Source organism: Deltaproteobacteria bacterium HGW-Deltaproteobacteria-2 (assembly GCA_002840505.1).
Taxonomy (GTDB): domain Bacteria; phylum Desulfobacterota; class Syntrophia; order Syntrophales; family Smithellaceae; genus Smithella.
This window is the reverse complement of sequence record PHBC01000002.1, coordinates 36965-52562: the sequence shown is the minus strand read 5'-3', so window position 1 is coordinate 52562 and position 15598 is coordinate 36965. Positions and strand designations below refer to the sequence as shown.

Sequence of the window (15598 nt, the reverse complement as noted above, 5' to 3'; positions counted from 1 at the left end):
TAATATTTACAGATAAAATTACCGTTCAACTTTTATCTTATCGTGATCGTGGGAATTTGATGCTCAAGATGACTTTTAATTTTTTGTAATTTTTCGTCTGAAAAAGATTTTTCTTTAAGGAACTTTTTGTCCAAAGTTTTTGTAGGTACAAATTTTTGTAAAACATAATGATTGGCGCCGGCAATCATTTTCCCGATTTGCAGAATATCATTTTCCTCAAGTTGTGATTCTAAGATGGTTGTACGGAATTCGTGCGGAATTTTTGCTTTTAAAATAAGGTCAATGCTTTCTTTGATCGATTCGGTATTAACCTGCGTATTGACGATATTCTTGTATTTTTCCAGGGGCGCTTTGATATCCATGGCAATAAAATCGAGCAGTTTCTCGGCAAGAAGATTCTTGATAACCTGTGGCTGTGATCCGTTGGTGTCCAGTTTTACGGCAAATCCCATTTTTTTGATTTGTTTAATAAAAGACGGCAGATCTTCCTGGATGGTGGGCTCACCGCCGGTAATGGATATGGCATCCAGTTTTCCCTTTCGCGTATTCAGAAATTCCAGAACTTCATTTTCTCTTATGCCGGGTTTGAACAACTTAGAATCAACTAATTCCGGATTATGACAATATTGGCACTTGAAATTACACCCCTGTAAAAAGACTATACCGCAAATCAACCCCGGATAATCAATAAGTGATACTTTTTGCAAACCGCCTATTTTCATTTTTTCCCTTCTATGTCAGACGCAAAAACGCACTGCGGAACAATAATACTTAATTGTGCTTAATCGTTTTTGTATGTTTATTTAAATTGGAAAACCTGCCGCGAATCAAATTCTTCCTGCTTACCTTTATTCCACTGTTTAACAGGCCGCAAGTAACCAACCACACGGGAATAGACTTCACAATAATCGGCGCAGGTCGGACATTTTTCCTGTTCACCTTTTATATATCCGTGTGACGGACAAACGCTGAAAGTAGGAGTAAAAGTAATGTAGGGCAAATGATAATTGGAACAAATCTTATGAACCAGTCTCTTTACTGACTGGGGATCGTCAATTCTCTCACCGGCAAAGGTATGGAATACCGTGCCGCCTGTGTATTTTACCTGAATTCCATCCTGCAAATCCAGCGCTTCAAATACATCATCCGTATAATCTACCGGCAGCTGAGTGGAATTCGTGTAGAACGGTTCCGCGTTCTTCGATTTATTATCACTGGCAGTAATAATATCGGGGTACTTTTTCCTGTCGATTCTGGCCAGACGATATGACGTCCCTTCCGCCGGCGTGGATTCCAGATTATAATTATTGCCTGTTTCTTTCTGAAAATCGATGAGCTTTTTTCTCATAAAATCAAGAACCTGTTTTGTGAATTCCTGACCCTTATCTGAAGCAATATTAACACCCAGCAAGTTCAAACAGGCTTCGTTCATCCCGACCAGGCCGATTGTGGAAAAATGATTCTTCCAGTATTCATTGAATCGTTCTTTAACGCCCCGCAAATAATACTTGGTATATGGATAAAGATTGCTGTCCGTAAATTTTTCCAAAACTTTTCTTTTTGTCTCCAGACTTTCTTTAGCCAAGTCCATAAACCACTCTAATCTCTGCAGGAAATCTTTCTTGGACTTGGCCACATATGCAATGCGCGGCATATTCATAGTTATAACACCTATGGAACCGGTCAGCGGGTTAGAGCCGAATAATCCGCCTCCTCTCATTTCCAGTTCACGATTATCAATACGCAAGCGGCAGCACATGCTGCGGGCATCTTCCGGGTTCATGTCGGAATTGATGAAGTTGGAAAAATAAGGAACGCCATACTTTGCCGTCATCTCCCACAAATCCTGCAAGTTGGGATCATCCCAGTTAAAATCTTTAGTAATGTTGTATGTGGGAATAGGAAATGTAAAAACCCTGCCCTTGGCGTCGCCTTCCGCCATTACCTGCAGGAAAGCCTTATTAAAGAGATTCATTTCTTTTTGAAATTCCTTATAAGTCTCTTTTTGCGGCTTGCCGCCAATGATGACATTCTGGTCAGCATAATATTTCGGTACGGTCACATCCAACGTTACGTTGGTGAAAGGCGTTTGAAATCCAACTCTGGTCGGCACATTAATATTGAAAATGAATTCCTGCAGTGCCTGCTTTATTTCTTTAATAGTCAAATTATCGTAACGGATAAACGGGGCAAGCAAGGTGTCAAAATTAGAAAAAGCCTGCGCTCCTGCCGCTTCTCCCTGCAAGGTATAGAAGAAATTAACAACCTGACCCAGGGCACTGCGCAAATGATTGGCGGGCTTGCTCTCCACCTTGCCGGAAACTCCCTGAAAGCCTTGGAGGAGTAAATCATACAAATCCCAGCCCACGCAATAAACCGAAAGCAAACTTAAATCGTGAATATGGAAATCACCTTCCGTATGCGCTTTATGAATCTCCGGTGAATAGATTTCATTGAGCCAGTAAACTTTGCTCACTTCCGACGATATGTAATTATTCAAGCCCTGTAACGAATAATCCATATTGCTGTTTTCATTGATTTTCCAATCAAGTTTCTTTAAATACTGATCAACAAGATCAACTTCCATTCTATTGGCAATATCCCTTAAACGGGAATGCTGATCACGATATATTATGTAAGATTTGGCTGTTTTCCGATAAGGAGTCTGCAAAAGAACTTCTTCCACAACATCCTGAATTTCTTCCACGGATAAAATTTTGCCGTCAAAAAGTTTTTCGGCAAGATTTAAAACCTTGATAGTCAATTTACGCGCTTCTTTTACATCAAACTCACCGGTAGCTGCACCCGCTTTGGCAATAGCATTGGTGATTTTTTCGGCGTTAAATTTAACTAAACGGCCATCTCTTTTCCTAATTTTAATGTTCATTCACTACTCCATTAATAAATTAGAATTTCAATATTGCTAACTCTCTATGACGCTATATATTGGGGTATAGAAGGATATTACCACTACATATAGTAATTATCAAGGAAATAATAAAATATTTTTTCGTTTGGCATTCTGGAGGAATTTGCCTGTAGAACCGCTGAAATACGATCAGATTCTATAAATCATGCCTTGTTGTATTCTGAAAAAATCATGGAAAAAATCGCCCGACCCTGAGTGGAAGATCTAAGATCAGTAGAATAACCAAACATGGCTTTCAGGGGCACTTTAGCTTTAATTTCGCTTACTGTTCCTTTGGGATTAACGGATTGAATTTCACCTCTGCGGGCATTTATATCGCCGATAACATCACCCATAAATTCACTGGGTGTAATAATATCAACCATCATCAGCGGCTCGAGCATAACCGGATCTGCAATTTTGCATCCTTCACGGAAAGCTGTTGCTGCCGCAATTTTATAACCCTGCGCTGAAGATTCGCCGTCCTTAAAAGAACCGCCGGTTACCATTACTCCGACGTCCATTACAGGATAGCTGTTTAATACTCCATTCATCATTGCTTCTTTTATTCCTTCTTGAATCACATCGTAATATTCCGCGGGAATAACGCTGTCATCAACATTAATAATTATTTCATTCCCCACGCCTCTCTTACGCGGAGTTAAAGAAATTCGCACATGGCCGAAATGTTTCTTTTCGCCCAATTCCTTTTCAAATATTCCTTCCATTTCGACTTTCTTTTGAATGGTTTCACGATATACGACTCTAGGCCTGCCGACATTGACATGGCAGTTGAATTCTCGCAGCAGGCGATCAACAATAATTTCCAGATGCAGTTCTCCCATTCCGGAAATTATCGTTTGCGCGGTTTCCTCTTCATATTTTACTCTTAATGTCGGATCTTCTTCTATCAGTTTATCCAGCGCCACCATCAGCTTTTCCTGATCAGCCGGAGTTTTAGCTTCAATGGCCTGACTGATTACCGGCTCGTAAAATTCAATCAACTCCAGCATAATCGGGTGCTCTTCCGCGCAGAGGGTGTCACCTGTAGTTGTCGTTTTTAAACCCAAAACGGCAACTATGTCTCCAGCCGAGGCCATCTCAATTCTTTCCCGTTTATTGGCATGCATCCGTAACAGGCGGGCGATTTTCTCTTTCTTCTTCTTTATCGAATTATATATTTCATCATTAACATTGATTTTACCCGAATAAATACGCAGGTAAGAAAGTTTCCGGCCCTCATCCATCATAATTTTAAATGCCAGCGCCGCCAGAGGTTCTTTATCGGAGCTATGTCTGACTTCTTCTTTTTTGGTAACAGGATTTATTCCTTTTACCGGCGGAATATCCTCCGGAGACGGCAGATAATCAATGACAGCATCAAGAAGGGGTTGAATACCTTTATTTCGCAGAGCAGCGCCACATAGTACCGGCACTATTTTCAAAGAGATCGTTGCCTTTCTTAGCGCTTTTTTTATTTCGGCTACGGTAATTTCCTCACCGTCGAGATATTTATCAGCCAGTTCATCATCGACATCGGCCAGAATTTCTATCATCTTTTCCCGCTTTAACTTAGCCTGATCTGCAAATTCTTCCGGCATTTCCTGAATCGAAAATTCACTACCCTGCGTTGCCTCGTCCCAGACCAGCATTTTCCAGTTAATCAGATCGATTGCTCCCTGGAAACTGTCCTCACTACCAGCGGGAATCTGAATAGCGACTGGTATAGAAGTAAAACGTTCGCGCATCATTTCGATAGCGCCAAAATAATCCGCACCTACCCTATCCATCTTATTGATAAAGGCAATTTTGGGAACACCATACTTATCCGCCTGGTGCCAGACAGTTTCCGATTGCGGCTGCACGCAACCGACCGCACAGAAAACAACGACGGCTCCGTCTAAAACACGCAGGGAACGTTCTACTTCAATGGTAAAATCAACATGGCCCGGTGTATCGATTATATGAATATCATGATTATTCCACGCGCAAGTCGTTACGGCTGAAGTGATTGTTATGCCTCTTTCCTGTTCCTGTGGCATCCAATCCATAACGGCTTCGCCATCATGAACTTCCCCCATCTTGTAAGATTTTCCGGTGTAAAAAAGAATTCTTTCCGTCACCGTTGTTTTTCCGGCGTCGATGTGAGCGACTATACCAATATTGCGTGTGCGGGATATTTTTGATTTTGGTGCCATAAGAATTAACTATTTTTCTCTTTTTCCGCAACAATAAGTTCCAAATCAGGACGGAAAGCTTTTTGAGTGGAAATATGACCTTTAATTGAAGAAACTTCTTTCCCTTCTACTAATATTTTTACTTTTTTTATAGCAGGAATGTTTTGAGTTATGGAATTTGTTAAAGAATAAATTGAAGCCATCTCCGCAGTTGAGCTGCCCTGATGCAATTTAATCAGATTCTTACTGAAATTAACCAAAGCAGTGTCAGCATCTGCTACTTTCACATCTCTTAAACCCACACCGGCAGGAAAAGTATTAACCAAACCTGTCTTTGAGCCATCAAGTATTGCTTTAACAATTTCTTTGGCTTGCGCCGCGGCATCATTTTCTTTAATTACATAACGTTTCTCCGGCATCAAAAAACGTTCCTGTGGATCGGAAAAATAAATCTTTACTACTTGCCTCTCCTTCTTCTTCATGGCATCCATGTCAACCGGAGGAAATATCAAATTAAACAAAGTAATAAAGAAGAGAACCAGTAGAATAAATGCTCCGCCGAGAATAACCGAAAGATAAAGAATTCTCGTGGATTTTTTTATCTTCTTTTCTTTGATATTTTCTGAACGGCGCTGCCTTTTTGTCGTCATAAAACTGAACTCCTCATCAAAAAACTGCGCCAATCTAGGGTATTTTCCCCCCGCTGTCAAGCACAACGCACTTTTTTCAAAACAAATCACGGGCATGGAATTATTTTGAGTCTCACAATAAAAACCCTTGCCTTTATGGTAATACAAACTACAAGACAAGGGCTATTTGTGCTCATTATCCCACTACGCTTCGCTTCGGGGATAGTTCGACTAACAAATTTCAATGCGCTACGCTTTTGAATAAGGTGTCACTAATCCCGCGTCGCTACGCTCCTGGGATACCACGGATATCTTCGATATCCTCCGCTGGCGCGGGATAATTCGATTAACGCTTCGAACTTCGCAAAGCTTGTTCTTAGCTAATCTCATTAATTCGACCTTCAAGTTCCAGTGCACTTTGTTTCTGAAACTTGGGTCTCATTAGTAATTTTCCGCCAAAACCTCATAATAAGACTGTGGATGTTTGCAGGCAGGACACTCTTTCGGCGCTTCCGGTCCTTCATGTACGTAACCGCAATTGATACAGTGCCACTTAGTTGTCGCTTTCTTTTTGAAGACCTCTCTCTTGGTAATATTCTCTACCAGTTTACGATATCTTTTCTCATGAAACATCTCGACTTTGGATATTTGTTCAAATGAACGGGCCACTTCCGGGAAACCCTCTTTTTTAGCAACTTTGGCTGCTTCCGCATACAGGATTGTCCATTCCATGTTTTCACCGGCTGCCGCAGCCTCAAGATTGCTCTTGGTATCGCCGATTATGCCTGCCGGATAGGCTGCGGTAATTTCAACTTCTCCGCCTTCAAGATATTTAAAAAACACTTTAGCGTGTTCTTTTTCATTTTCCGCGGTCTCCAAAAAAATACGTGAAATCTGCTCCAAGCCCTCTTTTTTAGCGGCACTGGCAAAGAAGGTGTAACGATTTCTTGCCTGTGACTCTCCGGCAAATGATGCCAGTAAATTTTTTTCTGTTTTTGTTCCTTTTATTGATTTAGCCATCTTTCATCTCCTTTCTTCATTTGTTTACGATATATTATGCATTTTTTTTAATTTATCAATCCCACGACTTAGAATAAATTCCAAGTCGTGGGAAGTCGCATCATCATCTAGTGTAGTGTCTCAATGAAACTTTGTCATATCGACCAGCGTGAGATATCTTGTATCTTTTGACGATCATTAAGATTTCTCGCGGAGTATGATCCCGCGTATGCGGGACTTCGAAATGACATATTGTATAGATATTTATGAGATACTACAGTAGCTATCTCAAATCCTTACCAATAGAAAAAGCTTTTCCCAGATATTTCCCGACGTTATAATAAGATTGTATTTCCGGTCCGTAAAGTACCGGATTTATTTTTAAAATATCCGGCAATCCGTCTTCCCCCAGCATTGATTCATCTATCTTGACATCCATAATCTCGCCGATGAAATGCGTATGGATGCCGATTTCAACGAAATTTGAAAGTCTGCATTCCAGAATCATTGGAAATTCCTGAATAAAAGGCGCGTCTACTTTTTCACTTTTCAAGGCCGTGATTTTTGCCGCTGAAAATTTATCAACATTTCTTCCTGAAGCTATGCCGCAGAAATCGGCAATTTCAATCTGAGAGGCGGAAGGTACATTAATGGTAAATGCTTTGCGCTCCATGATATTACCATGAGTATACGTGGCACTTCTTAACGATACCGCCATACAGGGAGGTTTTGAACTGCATACTCCTCCCCAGGCAATGGTCGCGGCATTGGGCTTGCCGTCTTTATCATATGTTCCGACCAACCATACTGGTGTGGGATAAATCAATGTTTTAGCGCCAAAAGACTTCTTCATACACGCCTCCCTATATATTAATTAACTATCGTTTCTTTTTTCTTAATTTTAAATTATAAAAATAATAATTTCAAATTATTTCAAAATAATTTATAGTAGCATTAATCTATATAAAGTTTCCTGATGATGAATATCGGGGACTATTAATTTTTAATAACATAAGGAGAATACTTTTATGGCCACCATTATGCCGGAATCTGAAAATGTGCAAAAAGCGATTAAATGGGTATCAGCAAATTTAGAAGACGGAAATCAGTCTTTACAAAAACTCGTGGAAAAAGCAGTTTTTAAATTTGATTTATCGCCAAAAGATACGGATTTTCTAACTAAATTCTTTCGCGAAAGCAATAGCACAAAATAAAATTTATCAAATTACAGACAATGAACCCCGCAGTCAGGTAATTAAAAAGCTGGCTACGGGGTGTCATTTATTCGTGTCTGTTTATGATTTACTTACGCTCTTTCAGTAAATCACGTATTTCAACAAGTAATTTTTCCTGAGCCGATGGTTCTGCCGGTGCGGCTTCCTCTTTTCGTTTAAGAGAATTTATTGCTTTGATGGCGATAAAAATAGCAAATGCAATGATTGTAAAATCTAAAAGTGTCTGGATGAACTTTCCATAGCCAATGACTACAGCTGGAACTGCTCCCACAGCTTCCTTGACAGTAAACGCCAACTTAGAAAAATCTACGCCACCCAAAAGTACTCCGATTGGAGGCATAATCACATCACCGACAAATGATGAAACGATTTTACCAAAAGCGGCTCCAATAATAATACCTACAGCCATATCAACAACATTTCCTTTTACCGCAAATTCCTTAAATTCTTTCATCATACCCATAATCAATGCCTCCTATTGTTGAATGATTATAGTTTTACTGTAACTTTTAAATACACTGATTTTTTGTACTCTTCCAACATTGCGGATATTTTTTTCTTCGTTCCCATGCTATCTTCTTCCGATAATATTCTTCTTACTCGATCATGGACATCTCTTCGTAAATTTTCAGCTCGATTACTCTAAAAATAGTTTCATATTGCTCTTTTTGTAAAAGACGTCGTACTTCCCATCCTGTTTCTGTCTTTCTCTCCGTCGTCACGACAAGGATCACTTCGCATTCTTTCCAATTTTTTTGTTTGACATTAGCTATGGTTTTTGTTCGCCAATCACCCGAAATCACATAATCAGAATCGACACGGTGTTTCTGATTATCTATTGAGACATTGCAGCCCATATTCTTTTCTTTTAGCAAACCAGCAATGGCTCTAAGAACGAATTTTTCTTTCGCCTCATAAACATGAGTGTATTCATCCGGTTTTAATATCAGCGTTGTACCGAATTGATTGGCACAAGAAAAAAGATTTAGAAGAATAACAAAAATAAACGGGAAAATAAGTTTTTTATTAATCACACTTGCTCCCTCGCAACAATCGATGAACGTCTAACCATTCTTTCCGTTAATCCACCAGGATCCTTTTTCTTTAAACCACCAGTGCGAGGAATCTGTTTTTATAATTCTTTCGGAAAGCTTTTTCCCGTTTTCGGTAGTTAATCTCTGTAGGGCATAGTTTATCCACTCTTCCGAATATTTATTCCCCAGGTCACCGCATTCTTTTAATTGTAAAATAAGAGCAATCTGATCGGCATCACGGGCAATCAAGGATTCCTTTGTCTCTTTCGCATTGAACTCTTCGATCGCCGACCGGATATCTTCGCCGAAAACAAGACCTTCCGTTAATTCTTTAACTGCTTTGTCTTCATCCACATCCACATATTTTTTATTGACATAGTTCATATCACCGGTGCGTGCCTCCGGTAAATCGTGAAGAATGCACATTTTTAAAACACGAGATTCATCGAGTGAATCATCCATTTTACAAAGAGTATAACCGACAAACACTGTACGCAAAATATGTTCGGCTACCGATTCCGTGCCGCTGCCCAGAAACTGATAACCACTGCGCGGCGTTCTGCTGAGCATTCCGACTTCAAATAAAAAATTGGCTATATTATCCATTTTGTCCCTTTTTTAAAATTTTGATTCTATTAGCCATCATCTCTGATATTTTTGTGATTTGCGACTGCGTCGAAGCAACACTATCCTGCCGCGTCGCGATAATTTTGTCCAATTGTGCTTTCCAGTGTTCCAGAGAGGAAATTTCATTTTCCCTTATCTTTTTTTCAAAACGATCCTGATATTCTTTTATAAACAAATCTGTTGAACTCATTTTAATCACCCTAAATACATTTCTACAAATTTTGGGCATTATATCATTGGACACTTATCTTGCAACAACGAATTTAAAATCATAATTTGACACTAATCATTAAATACTATAAATCACTACAACAGATTTTATTACGAACAAGCATTTGACCATTTGACTCAAATTTCGTCCCGAAGGACAATCTGCTTTGTGCGTATATAACGAAATTAATAAAAAATGGATGATATTATATGACAGACAAACCAAAATCTGAAGACATAGCCGGTGGACAAGCGCTTATCGAAGGCGTTATGATGCGTCACGGCAACAGAATTGCAGCAGCAGTAAGAAGACCGGATAAAGAAATTGTTTTTCAGGAACGAGAATATATCCCCCTGACCAAACGCTATAAAATATTAGGATGGATGTTTATCCGAGGGACAATCACTTTATTTGAAATGATGATTGTTGGAATAAAGTGTCTTATGTTTTCTGCAGAAGTCGCCTTGTCGGAAGAAGAAAAAAAACCCAAAGGATGGGAAATGTATCTTTCCTTTATTATCAGTTTCACTGTGGCCATTTTTTTCTTTGTTGTCGTACCGGCATTTTTCTTTACTAAAATTAAAATCTTCGTTTCTAATTTAATTCTTCTGAATATTTTAGAAGGTTGCGTTCGACTGGGTATTTTTCTTTGTTTTCTTTCCGCCACACTCTTAATGAAAGATATGCGACGGACATACATGTACCATGGAGCGGAACATAAAACTGTATTTGCCTGGGAGCATGGTCAGGAACTGACCGTGGAAAATGTCAAAAGATTCTCTACACGTCATCCCCGTTGCGGAACGAGCTTTATTCTTTTTGTGATGATTGTTTCCATATTAGTCTTTTCTCTACTAGGACGTCCGGATTTCCTGCACAGAGTACTCTACAAAATCCTGCTCCTTCCTGTTGTTGCCGGTATTTCTTACGAAGCAATCCGGTTTACCGGTAAATACAGCCATTCAAAACTTGTACAACTGCTGAGTTGGCCTGGACTAATACTGCAAAAGATTACAACAAGAGAGCCTTCCGATGATCAAATTGAAGTAGCTATCGCGGCCATGAAAAAAGTAATTTAAAACCATAGAGACTAAAAAAACAGACAGACTAACATTCCCTAAAATAAAATGTAATCTTTACGCCCACCGGATAATTAATAATATTTTTCACTTACATCATATAAGAAGTTGACTTTTCTTGCCAATTGGAGTATTTAAACACGAACTAATTGATATTTTAACTCTCTTAAACAGGGGGAAGACACTAATGATTAAGCGATACGCTTTAGTCTTGATTACGGTTGCAATTTCAGCCATTCTTGTTTACCAACCGGCAAACGCTGCGGGAGAGACATCACAAGCAACACTCAACAAGACAGAAGTAAAAGTAGTTAAAAGCAAAAAAATTACTTCCAAAGCCATATCCGCTAAAATAATTCCTTCCGCCAAGGTCAGGTATTATAAAATAAAAAAGGGTGACGGGTTAATGGAAATCATCCGCCGCGAACTAAAAGTCGCCGAAGCGGATATCCCTAAAACAATTAGAACTATTAAATCATTAAACCCCCGTATTAAAAATGTTAATAAAATTCAACCGGGTACAGTTATAAAGTTGCCCGGCAGAACAGTTTTAGCCAAAACTACTGCAAAAACTAAAGATATTGAACAGAATTTTTCAAAACTCTCCGCCCCCCCACCTCAACCTGAAAAAATTGGTGGAGTAAAAGAGAAAAAAGTTATGCCACCGGAAGTCGGTTTCGCTGTACTTAAGCAAATCATCACCCAAATGAATGGATCGATTACCACTACGGGCAATTATTTTCTTCCCTTCTCTAAAACCGGTCAGGTGACAATTGATTGTTCTAAAATTCCTGTAATTGAATTTGATGATAATACAACTGTATTTCTTGATCTGGAGAACCGTGCCAATAATAATCTAAAAAAAATGATCAGTGATAATTGGGCAAACTACTATTTAGTTAAAACGGACAAGAATGACGACGTAATCGCTATCCTGAAAAAAGTTATTAATACTACCAAAAGTTACTCTATGATTAAAAGTGAAAAGCCTCTTATGATCGGTGCATATCCGCCGGTAGAAGTAATGGTCGATTGGGTAATTTTCAGCACTCTTCCCAAAAAGACAAAAGCATTAAAGCAAGGATTGCGTCTGATTAATGAAAATGATTTACTGTTGCCCAAGTCAATTAAAAACTATTCCCGGAAAAACGGTTTAATTATCACTGAAATTTCTCCGGAAACAGGTCTTGTCGACAAACCCGAAGAAGTTTATTCTTTGCCGCCTGTGCCGGTCTTCTCTGCAATATCAGCCAGAGATTTTTCTTATGAACTTGTTTCCCATTTAGGATTTAGCGCCGAAAAAGACGTTGATATTCAAATGTTCGATACCGTAAAAGACGGCTTTAATTTATCGATTAAAGCCGATGTTCTGATAAAAAAAGAAGGCAAGAAATATATTATCTATTCACAAAGCCTGTCTCCGCAATTCGTAAATTCTCTGAAACAAGCAGGCAACGAAATTATCTTCGTTAAAGACAACGATTCTCCGGAAGACATAATGGTAAAGGTTTTACACGGTCTCAATATTCCCTTTATTTCCGGTAATTTTACATTTTCCGGACCGGAGAAGAAACAGGCACCTTATGCCCTGAACTTTAACGGCACCATGATTAAAACAGGTAAAGATTTGTACGTTATTGATTTTGATTTTGATCAAGAATTAAGAGGTCTGCTGCAGGAGGTATGGTCCGCTAACATAGCCAAATACTAATGGTACCGCAAATGCATCACGCGAGCGACCATTCAGATTATGAGGCTGTCCGCATAGCAAGTATATTAAATAATATACCCGGAATTTGTTTCCATTTTGTATTTCCTCCTTCGTTACTGCCACCTATTTTCTTTATATTTTAATATTTATACAATTGTTTTTGAAAGGTTGTTTATGGTTAAAGCTATTGCCCTTTTCTCCGGCGGATTAGACAGCATGCTGGCTGCTGAGCTAATCCGCAGGCTCAAGATTGACGTTCTTGGTCTGACATTTACAACCCCTTTTTTTGACGCTCAAAAAGCATGTTACGCCGCAAGTGTATTAAATCTACCTCTGGTTGTTGAAGATATTACAACTCCACATCTTAAGATGCTTAAATCTCCGCGCTATGGCTATGGTAAAAACATGAATCCCTGCATTGATTGTCATACACTTATGCTTCAAATAGCCGGGGAAAGAATGAAAAATACCGGTTTTGATTTTATTATTACAGGAGAGGTTCTCGGTCAACGTCCAATGTCACAAAACAAACAATCTCTTTATATTGTAGCCAAAAATTCAGGCTATTCGGATTACATTTTACGTCCGTTGAGCGCCCAGCTTCTTGACCCGATCAAAGCGGAAAGAGATAAAATAATTGATCGATCTCAATTACTTGCTATTCAGGGACGCGGCCGCAAATGTCAAATAAAATTAGCTGCCGATTTCGGGATTGCAGATTATGCACCGCCTGCCGGAGGATGCCTGCTTACTGATCCCATGTTCACGCGCCGTCTGCACGATTTATTTTCTCATCAGGAAAACCATGATATTCATGATCTACACTTGTTAAAATACGGACGTCATTTTCGCGCAGACGACCAGGGTAAAATTATTGTCGGCCGCAATAATTCAGATAATGAAAACTTGCGTAAACTTTCGACTGATGATGATATTGTTTTGTTTATTGCCGACTTTCCCGGACCCCACGTCGTAATACCTCACGGAATCATTACCCTGCTTCCTCTTGCCGCCGCACTCTGCGTTCGCTATAGTGATGCTCCCTCTGATCGCGAAACAAATGTAATTTATCAACACAAGAATTTATCAAATACCATAAAGGCCAAAGCGGCGGTAAGAGAAGATTGCGAAAGATGGGTTATATAAATAAAGATGAAGATTAGACGGTTTAGAAGTTTGGAAGATTAGAAGATTAGAACAATTTATTTGATTAAATGTTCTGGACGTAGAAGATCATTAACTGTTTTCACCGGATTGAAGACTATTATGGGAAGTTCCACAAAAACAGTATTCCAGTAAGCCATGGCACCATTCCAGAGACCTGGTAATTCCAGAGCTTTAAGAGAGCGCCCCTTTTCATTCTTAATGGTAATTAAATAAGCATCATTATTTACATAATTATCCAGATTGAATTTCTTTCCTTTATAATTTTTCGTGCAGCAGACCATATCCACCGGATTGAAATATTGTGCGGTGGACCAGATGGTCACCTGCTTACTATTACTTTTATCCACATGCCCGCTTTCAACAATCTGCAAAGTTTGATTGCCATCGCGTTCTTCAACCCAGAACGGAGCGCCACCCGGCTCACCTTCATTTCTCACTATCGCGCAGATACGTAGTGGCCGATCCAATGAAGAAAATATGATGTTTCTTTGACTCTTCAATGACTGCTTCGATAAACTGCGGGGAAATGTTATATTGAGCCTCCGGGAACAATAATTTTTGATTTCATTAATTTGTCCGGAACCAATTTCCTCATCTTCCATCTTACGCAAAAATGCAAATATTTCCTGCTGAATCTGCAGGGCCAGTCCTCCCAACATTTTTTTATAGGGAAGAATTTTCTTTAAATTATTTTCCGGCACAACGTTATCAATGTTCTTTATGAAGATGAAATCAGCATCAAGATTCTGTAAATTTTTAAGCAAAGCTCCATGGCCGCCCGGTCGAAATATTAGATTACCTGCGGCATCCCGTAACGGCATATTATTTTCAGCAACTGCCAGCATACTAGTCGATGGCGACTGAACTGATGACATTATTTTATATTTTATCCGGCAAAGTTTTTCATACCTCGGCTTTACAGCCTTTATTTTTTTAGTAATATTATTTTTATGTTCTTGAGAAATTGTAAAATGCAAATGGCATAGATCTCCTGCACTACGGACATATTGAGCAGCTTCAAATAAATGTTCTTCCAACGCTGTACGAATCTCTGCCGCGGTATAACGATGAAAAGGAATCAACGCCTTAGGCAGCCAGCCAAAATTTAATCCTTGTTTCGTCAAAATATAATCAAGTAAATTGCCGATATTTTTTTGTTCAATGAATTTTGCAGCACGTTTATTTTGTTTGATCAGATCATAAAAAGGATACTTTTTCAGAGTAAGCAAAAATGATTTATTGATTGCCGGAGAGCTAAATCCTCCCGCATCCAGAGCTGAAAACCATCCGGCAAACATGCGACTGGCGGCACCGGAAGCCGGCACAAATTTTATCAACTTATATTTTCCCGATTCTTTCTCATAAAAAGAAACAAGTTTTTTTATTTGCGCTGGCTTAAAGGATAAGATCCCATCCTTAACATTGCACGGCCTTTTTAATTTTAAAAATGTTGAACCATGCCTGTACAAAGCCAGTTGTTTTTCTATAATGTTTAAATCTAATCCCAAACTTTTTATTTTTTTAATATCTTTGGGGAAGAATAATAAATTAGGCTTGTATTCCATGACGTTCTTCATATTTTTTTTATAACATCAACAGAAAACATTGGCAAGAATAAACCTTTTTAAATTAATTACCTTTATCTTCATAAAAATATTTACTGACATAAAGATTTGACAAACACTTCTTGCCTTAGTAAACTCCGTTAGAAAGTTTGGGTGAGGCTTTAAAAACCACATTCGTTCTATATTCTTTACCCCGCCCACATAGAGGGGCTTCCTTTCTAACGGAGTAAAAGTAACATCATTAATACGGGAGTTG

General features: G+C 39.0%; 15 protein-coding genes. 4 read left to right on the top strand and 11 right to left on the bottom strand.

Annotated features, from left to right (window positions below; translation table 11 throughout):
• Window positions 1-32 precede the first annotated feature (32 nt).
• The 6 genes from CVU62_04550 to CVU62_04525 all read right to left on the bottom strand — a co-directional run bounded on the left by CVU62_04550 (window position 33) and on the right by CVU62_04525 (window position 7566).
• Entirely contained in the window at window positions 33-722 is a 690-nt protein-coding gene (locus CVU62_04550) for an anaerobic ribonucleoside-triphosphate reductase activating protein (protein ID PKN38134.1), read from the bottom strand.
• A gap of 77 nt (window positions 723-799) precedes the next feature.
• The gene (locus CVU62_04545; protein PKN38133.1) at window positions 800-2887 is read right to left on the bottom strand and encodes a ribonucleoside triphosphate reductase; all 2088 of its coding nucleotides are present in this window, start codon (window positions 2885-2887) and stop codon (window positions 800-802) included.
• Window positions 2888-3072: 185 nt separating this feature from the next.
• Window positions 3073-5106 carry an elongation factor G gene (fusA, locus tag CVU62_04540; GenBank protein PKN38132.1) on the bottom strand — a complete coding sequence of 678 codons (2034 nt, stop codon included), beginning with the start codon at window positions 5104-5106 and terminating at the stop codon, window positions 3073-3075.
• Window positions 5107-5111: 5 nt separating this feature from the next.
• On the bottom strand, window positions 5112-5831 hold the full coding sequence (locus CVU62_04535; protein ID PKN38131.1) for a hypothetical protein: 720 nt from the start codon (window positions 5829-5831) through the stop codon (window positions 5112-5114).
• A gap of 324 nt (window positions 5832-6155) precedes the next feature.
• Entirely contained in the window at window positions 6156-6734 is a 579-nt protein-coding gene (locus tag CVU62_04530) for a rubrerythrin family protein (GenBank protein PKN38130.1), read from the bottom strand.
• A gap of 262 nt (window positions 6735-6996) precedes the next feature.
• Window positions 6997-7566: a flavoredoxin gene (locus CVU62_04525; GenBank protein PKN38129.1), complete on the bottom strand. Its 570-nt coding sequence runs from the start codon at window positions 7564-7566 to the stop codon at window positions 6997-6999.
• A 175-nt stretch (window positions 7567-7741) separates the two neighbouring features.
• Here CVU62_04525 and CVU62_04520 point away from each other — a divergent pair, with 175 nt between their 5' ends.
• Window positions 7742-7927, top strand: a complete 186-nt coding sequence (locus CVU62_04520; GenBank protein ID PKN38128.1) for a hypothetical protein — start codon at window positions 7742-7744, stop codon at window positions 7925-7927.
• 88 nt (window positions 7928-8015) lie between these two features.
• Here CVU62_04520 and mscL read toward each other — a convergent pair whose 3' ends face one another.
• From mscL to CVU62_04500, 4 genes are all read right to left on the bottom strand, one after another.
• Window positions 8016-8411, bottom strand: coding sequence for a large conductance mechanosensitive channel protein MscL (gene mscL, locus CVU62_04515; GenBank protein ID PKN38127.1), 396 nt, complete (start codon window positions 8409-8411; stop codon window positions 8016-8018).
• A gap of 133 nt (window positions 8412-8544) precedes the next feature.
• Entirely contained in the window at window positions 8545-8982 is a 438-nt protein-coding gene (locus CVU62_04510) for a hypothetical protein (protein PKN38126.1), read from the bottom strand.
• Window positions 8983-9012: 30 nt separating this feature from the next.
• The gene (locus CVU62_04505) at window positions 9013-9588 is read right to left on the bottom strand and encodes a phosphohydrolase (protein ID PKN38125.1); all 576 of its coding nucleotides are present in this window, start codon (window positions 9586-9588) and stop codon (window positions 9013-9015) included.
• Entirely contained in the window at window positions 9581-9799 is a 219-nt protein-coding gene (locus CVU62_04500; GenBank protein PKN38124.1) for a hypothetical protein, read from the bottom strand. Before CVU62_04500 ends, CVU62_04505 begins: the two co-directional genes overlap by 8 nt.
• A gap of 230 nt (window positions 9800-10029) precedes the next feature.
• Between CVU62_04500 and CVU62_04495 the strand changes: the two genes are divergently transcribed.
• The 3 genes from CVU62_04495 to CVU62_04485 all read left to right on the top strand — a co-directional run bounded on the left by CVU62_04495 (window position 10030) and on the right by CVU62_04485 (window position 13756).
• Entirely contained in the window at window positions 10030-10899 is an 870-nt protein-coding gene (locus tag CVU62_04495; protein ID PKN38123.1) for a DUF1385 domain-containing protein, read from the top strand.
• Window positions 10900-11086: 187 nt separating this feature from the next.
• Complete coding sequence (locus tag CVU62_04490) at window positions 11087-12610, top strand: hypothetical protein (GenBank protein ID PKN38122.1); 1524 nt, start codon at window positions 11087-11089, stop codon at window positions 12608-12610.
• A 174-nt stretch (window positions 12611-12784) separates the two neighbouring features.
• The gene (locus CVU62_04485) at window positions 12785-13756 is read left to right on the top strand and encodes a tRNA 4-thiouridine(8) synthase ThiI (protein PKN38121.1); all 972 of its coding nucleotides are present in this window, start codon (window positions 12785-12787) and stop codon (window positions 13754-13756) included.
• Between the two features lie 56 nt (window positions 13757-13812).
• On the opposite strand, the gene CVU62_04480 is transcribed toward CVU62_04485, so the two are convergent.
• The gene (locus CVU62_04480; GenBank protein PKN38120.1) at window positions 13813-15354 is read right to left on the bottom strand and encodes a DUF4301 domain-containing protein; all 1542 of its coding nucleotides are present in this window, start codon (window positions 15352-15354) and stop codon (window positions 13813-13815) included.
• Window positions 15355-15598 lie beyond the last annotated feature (244 nt).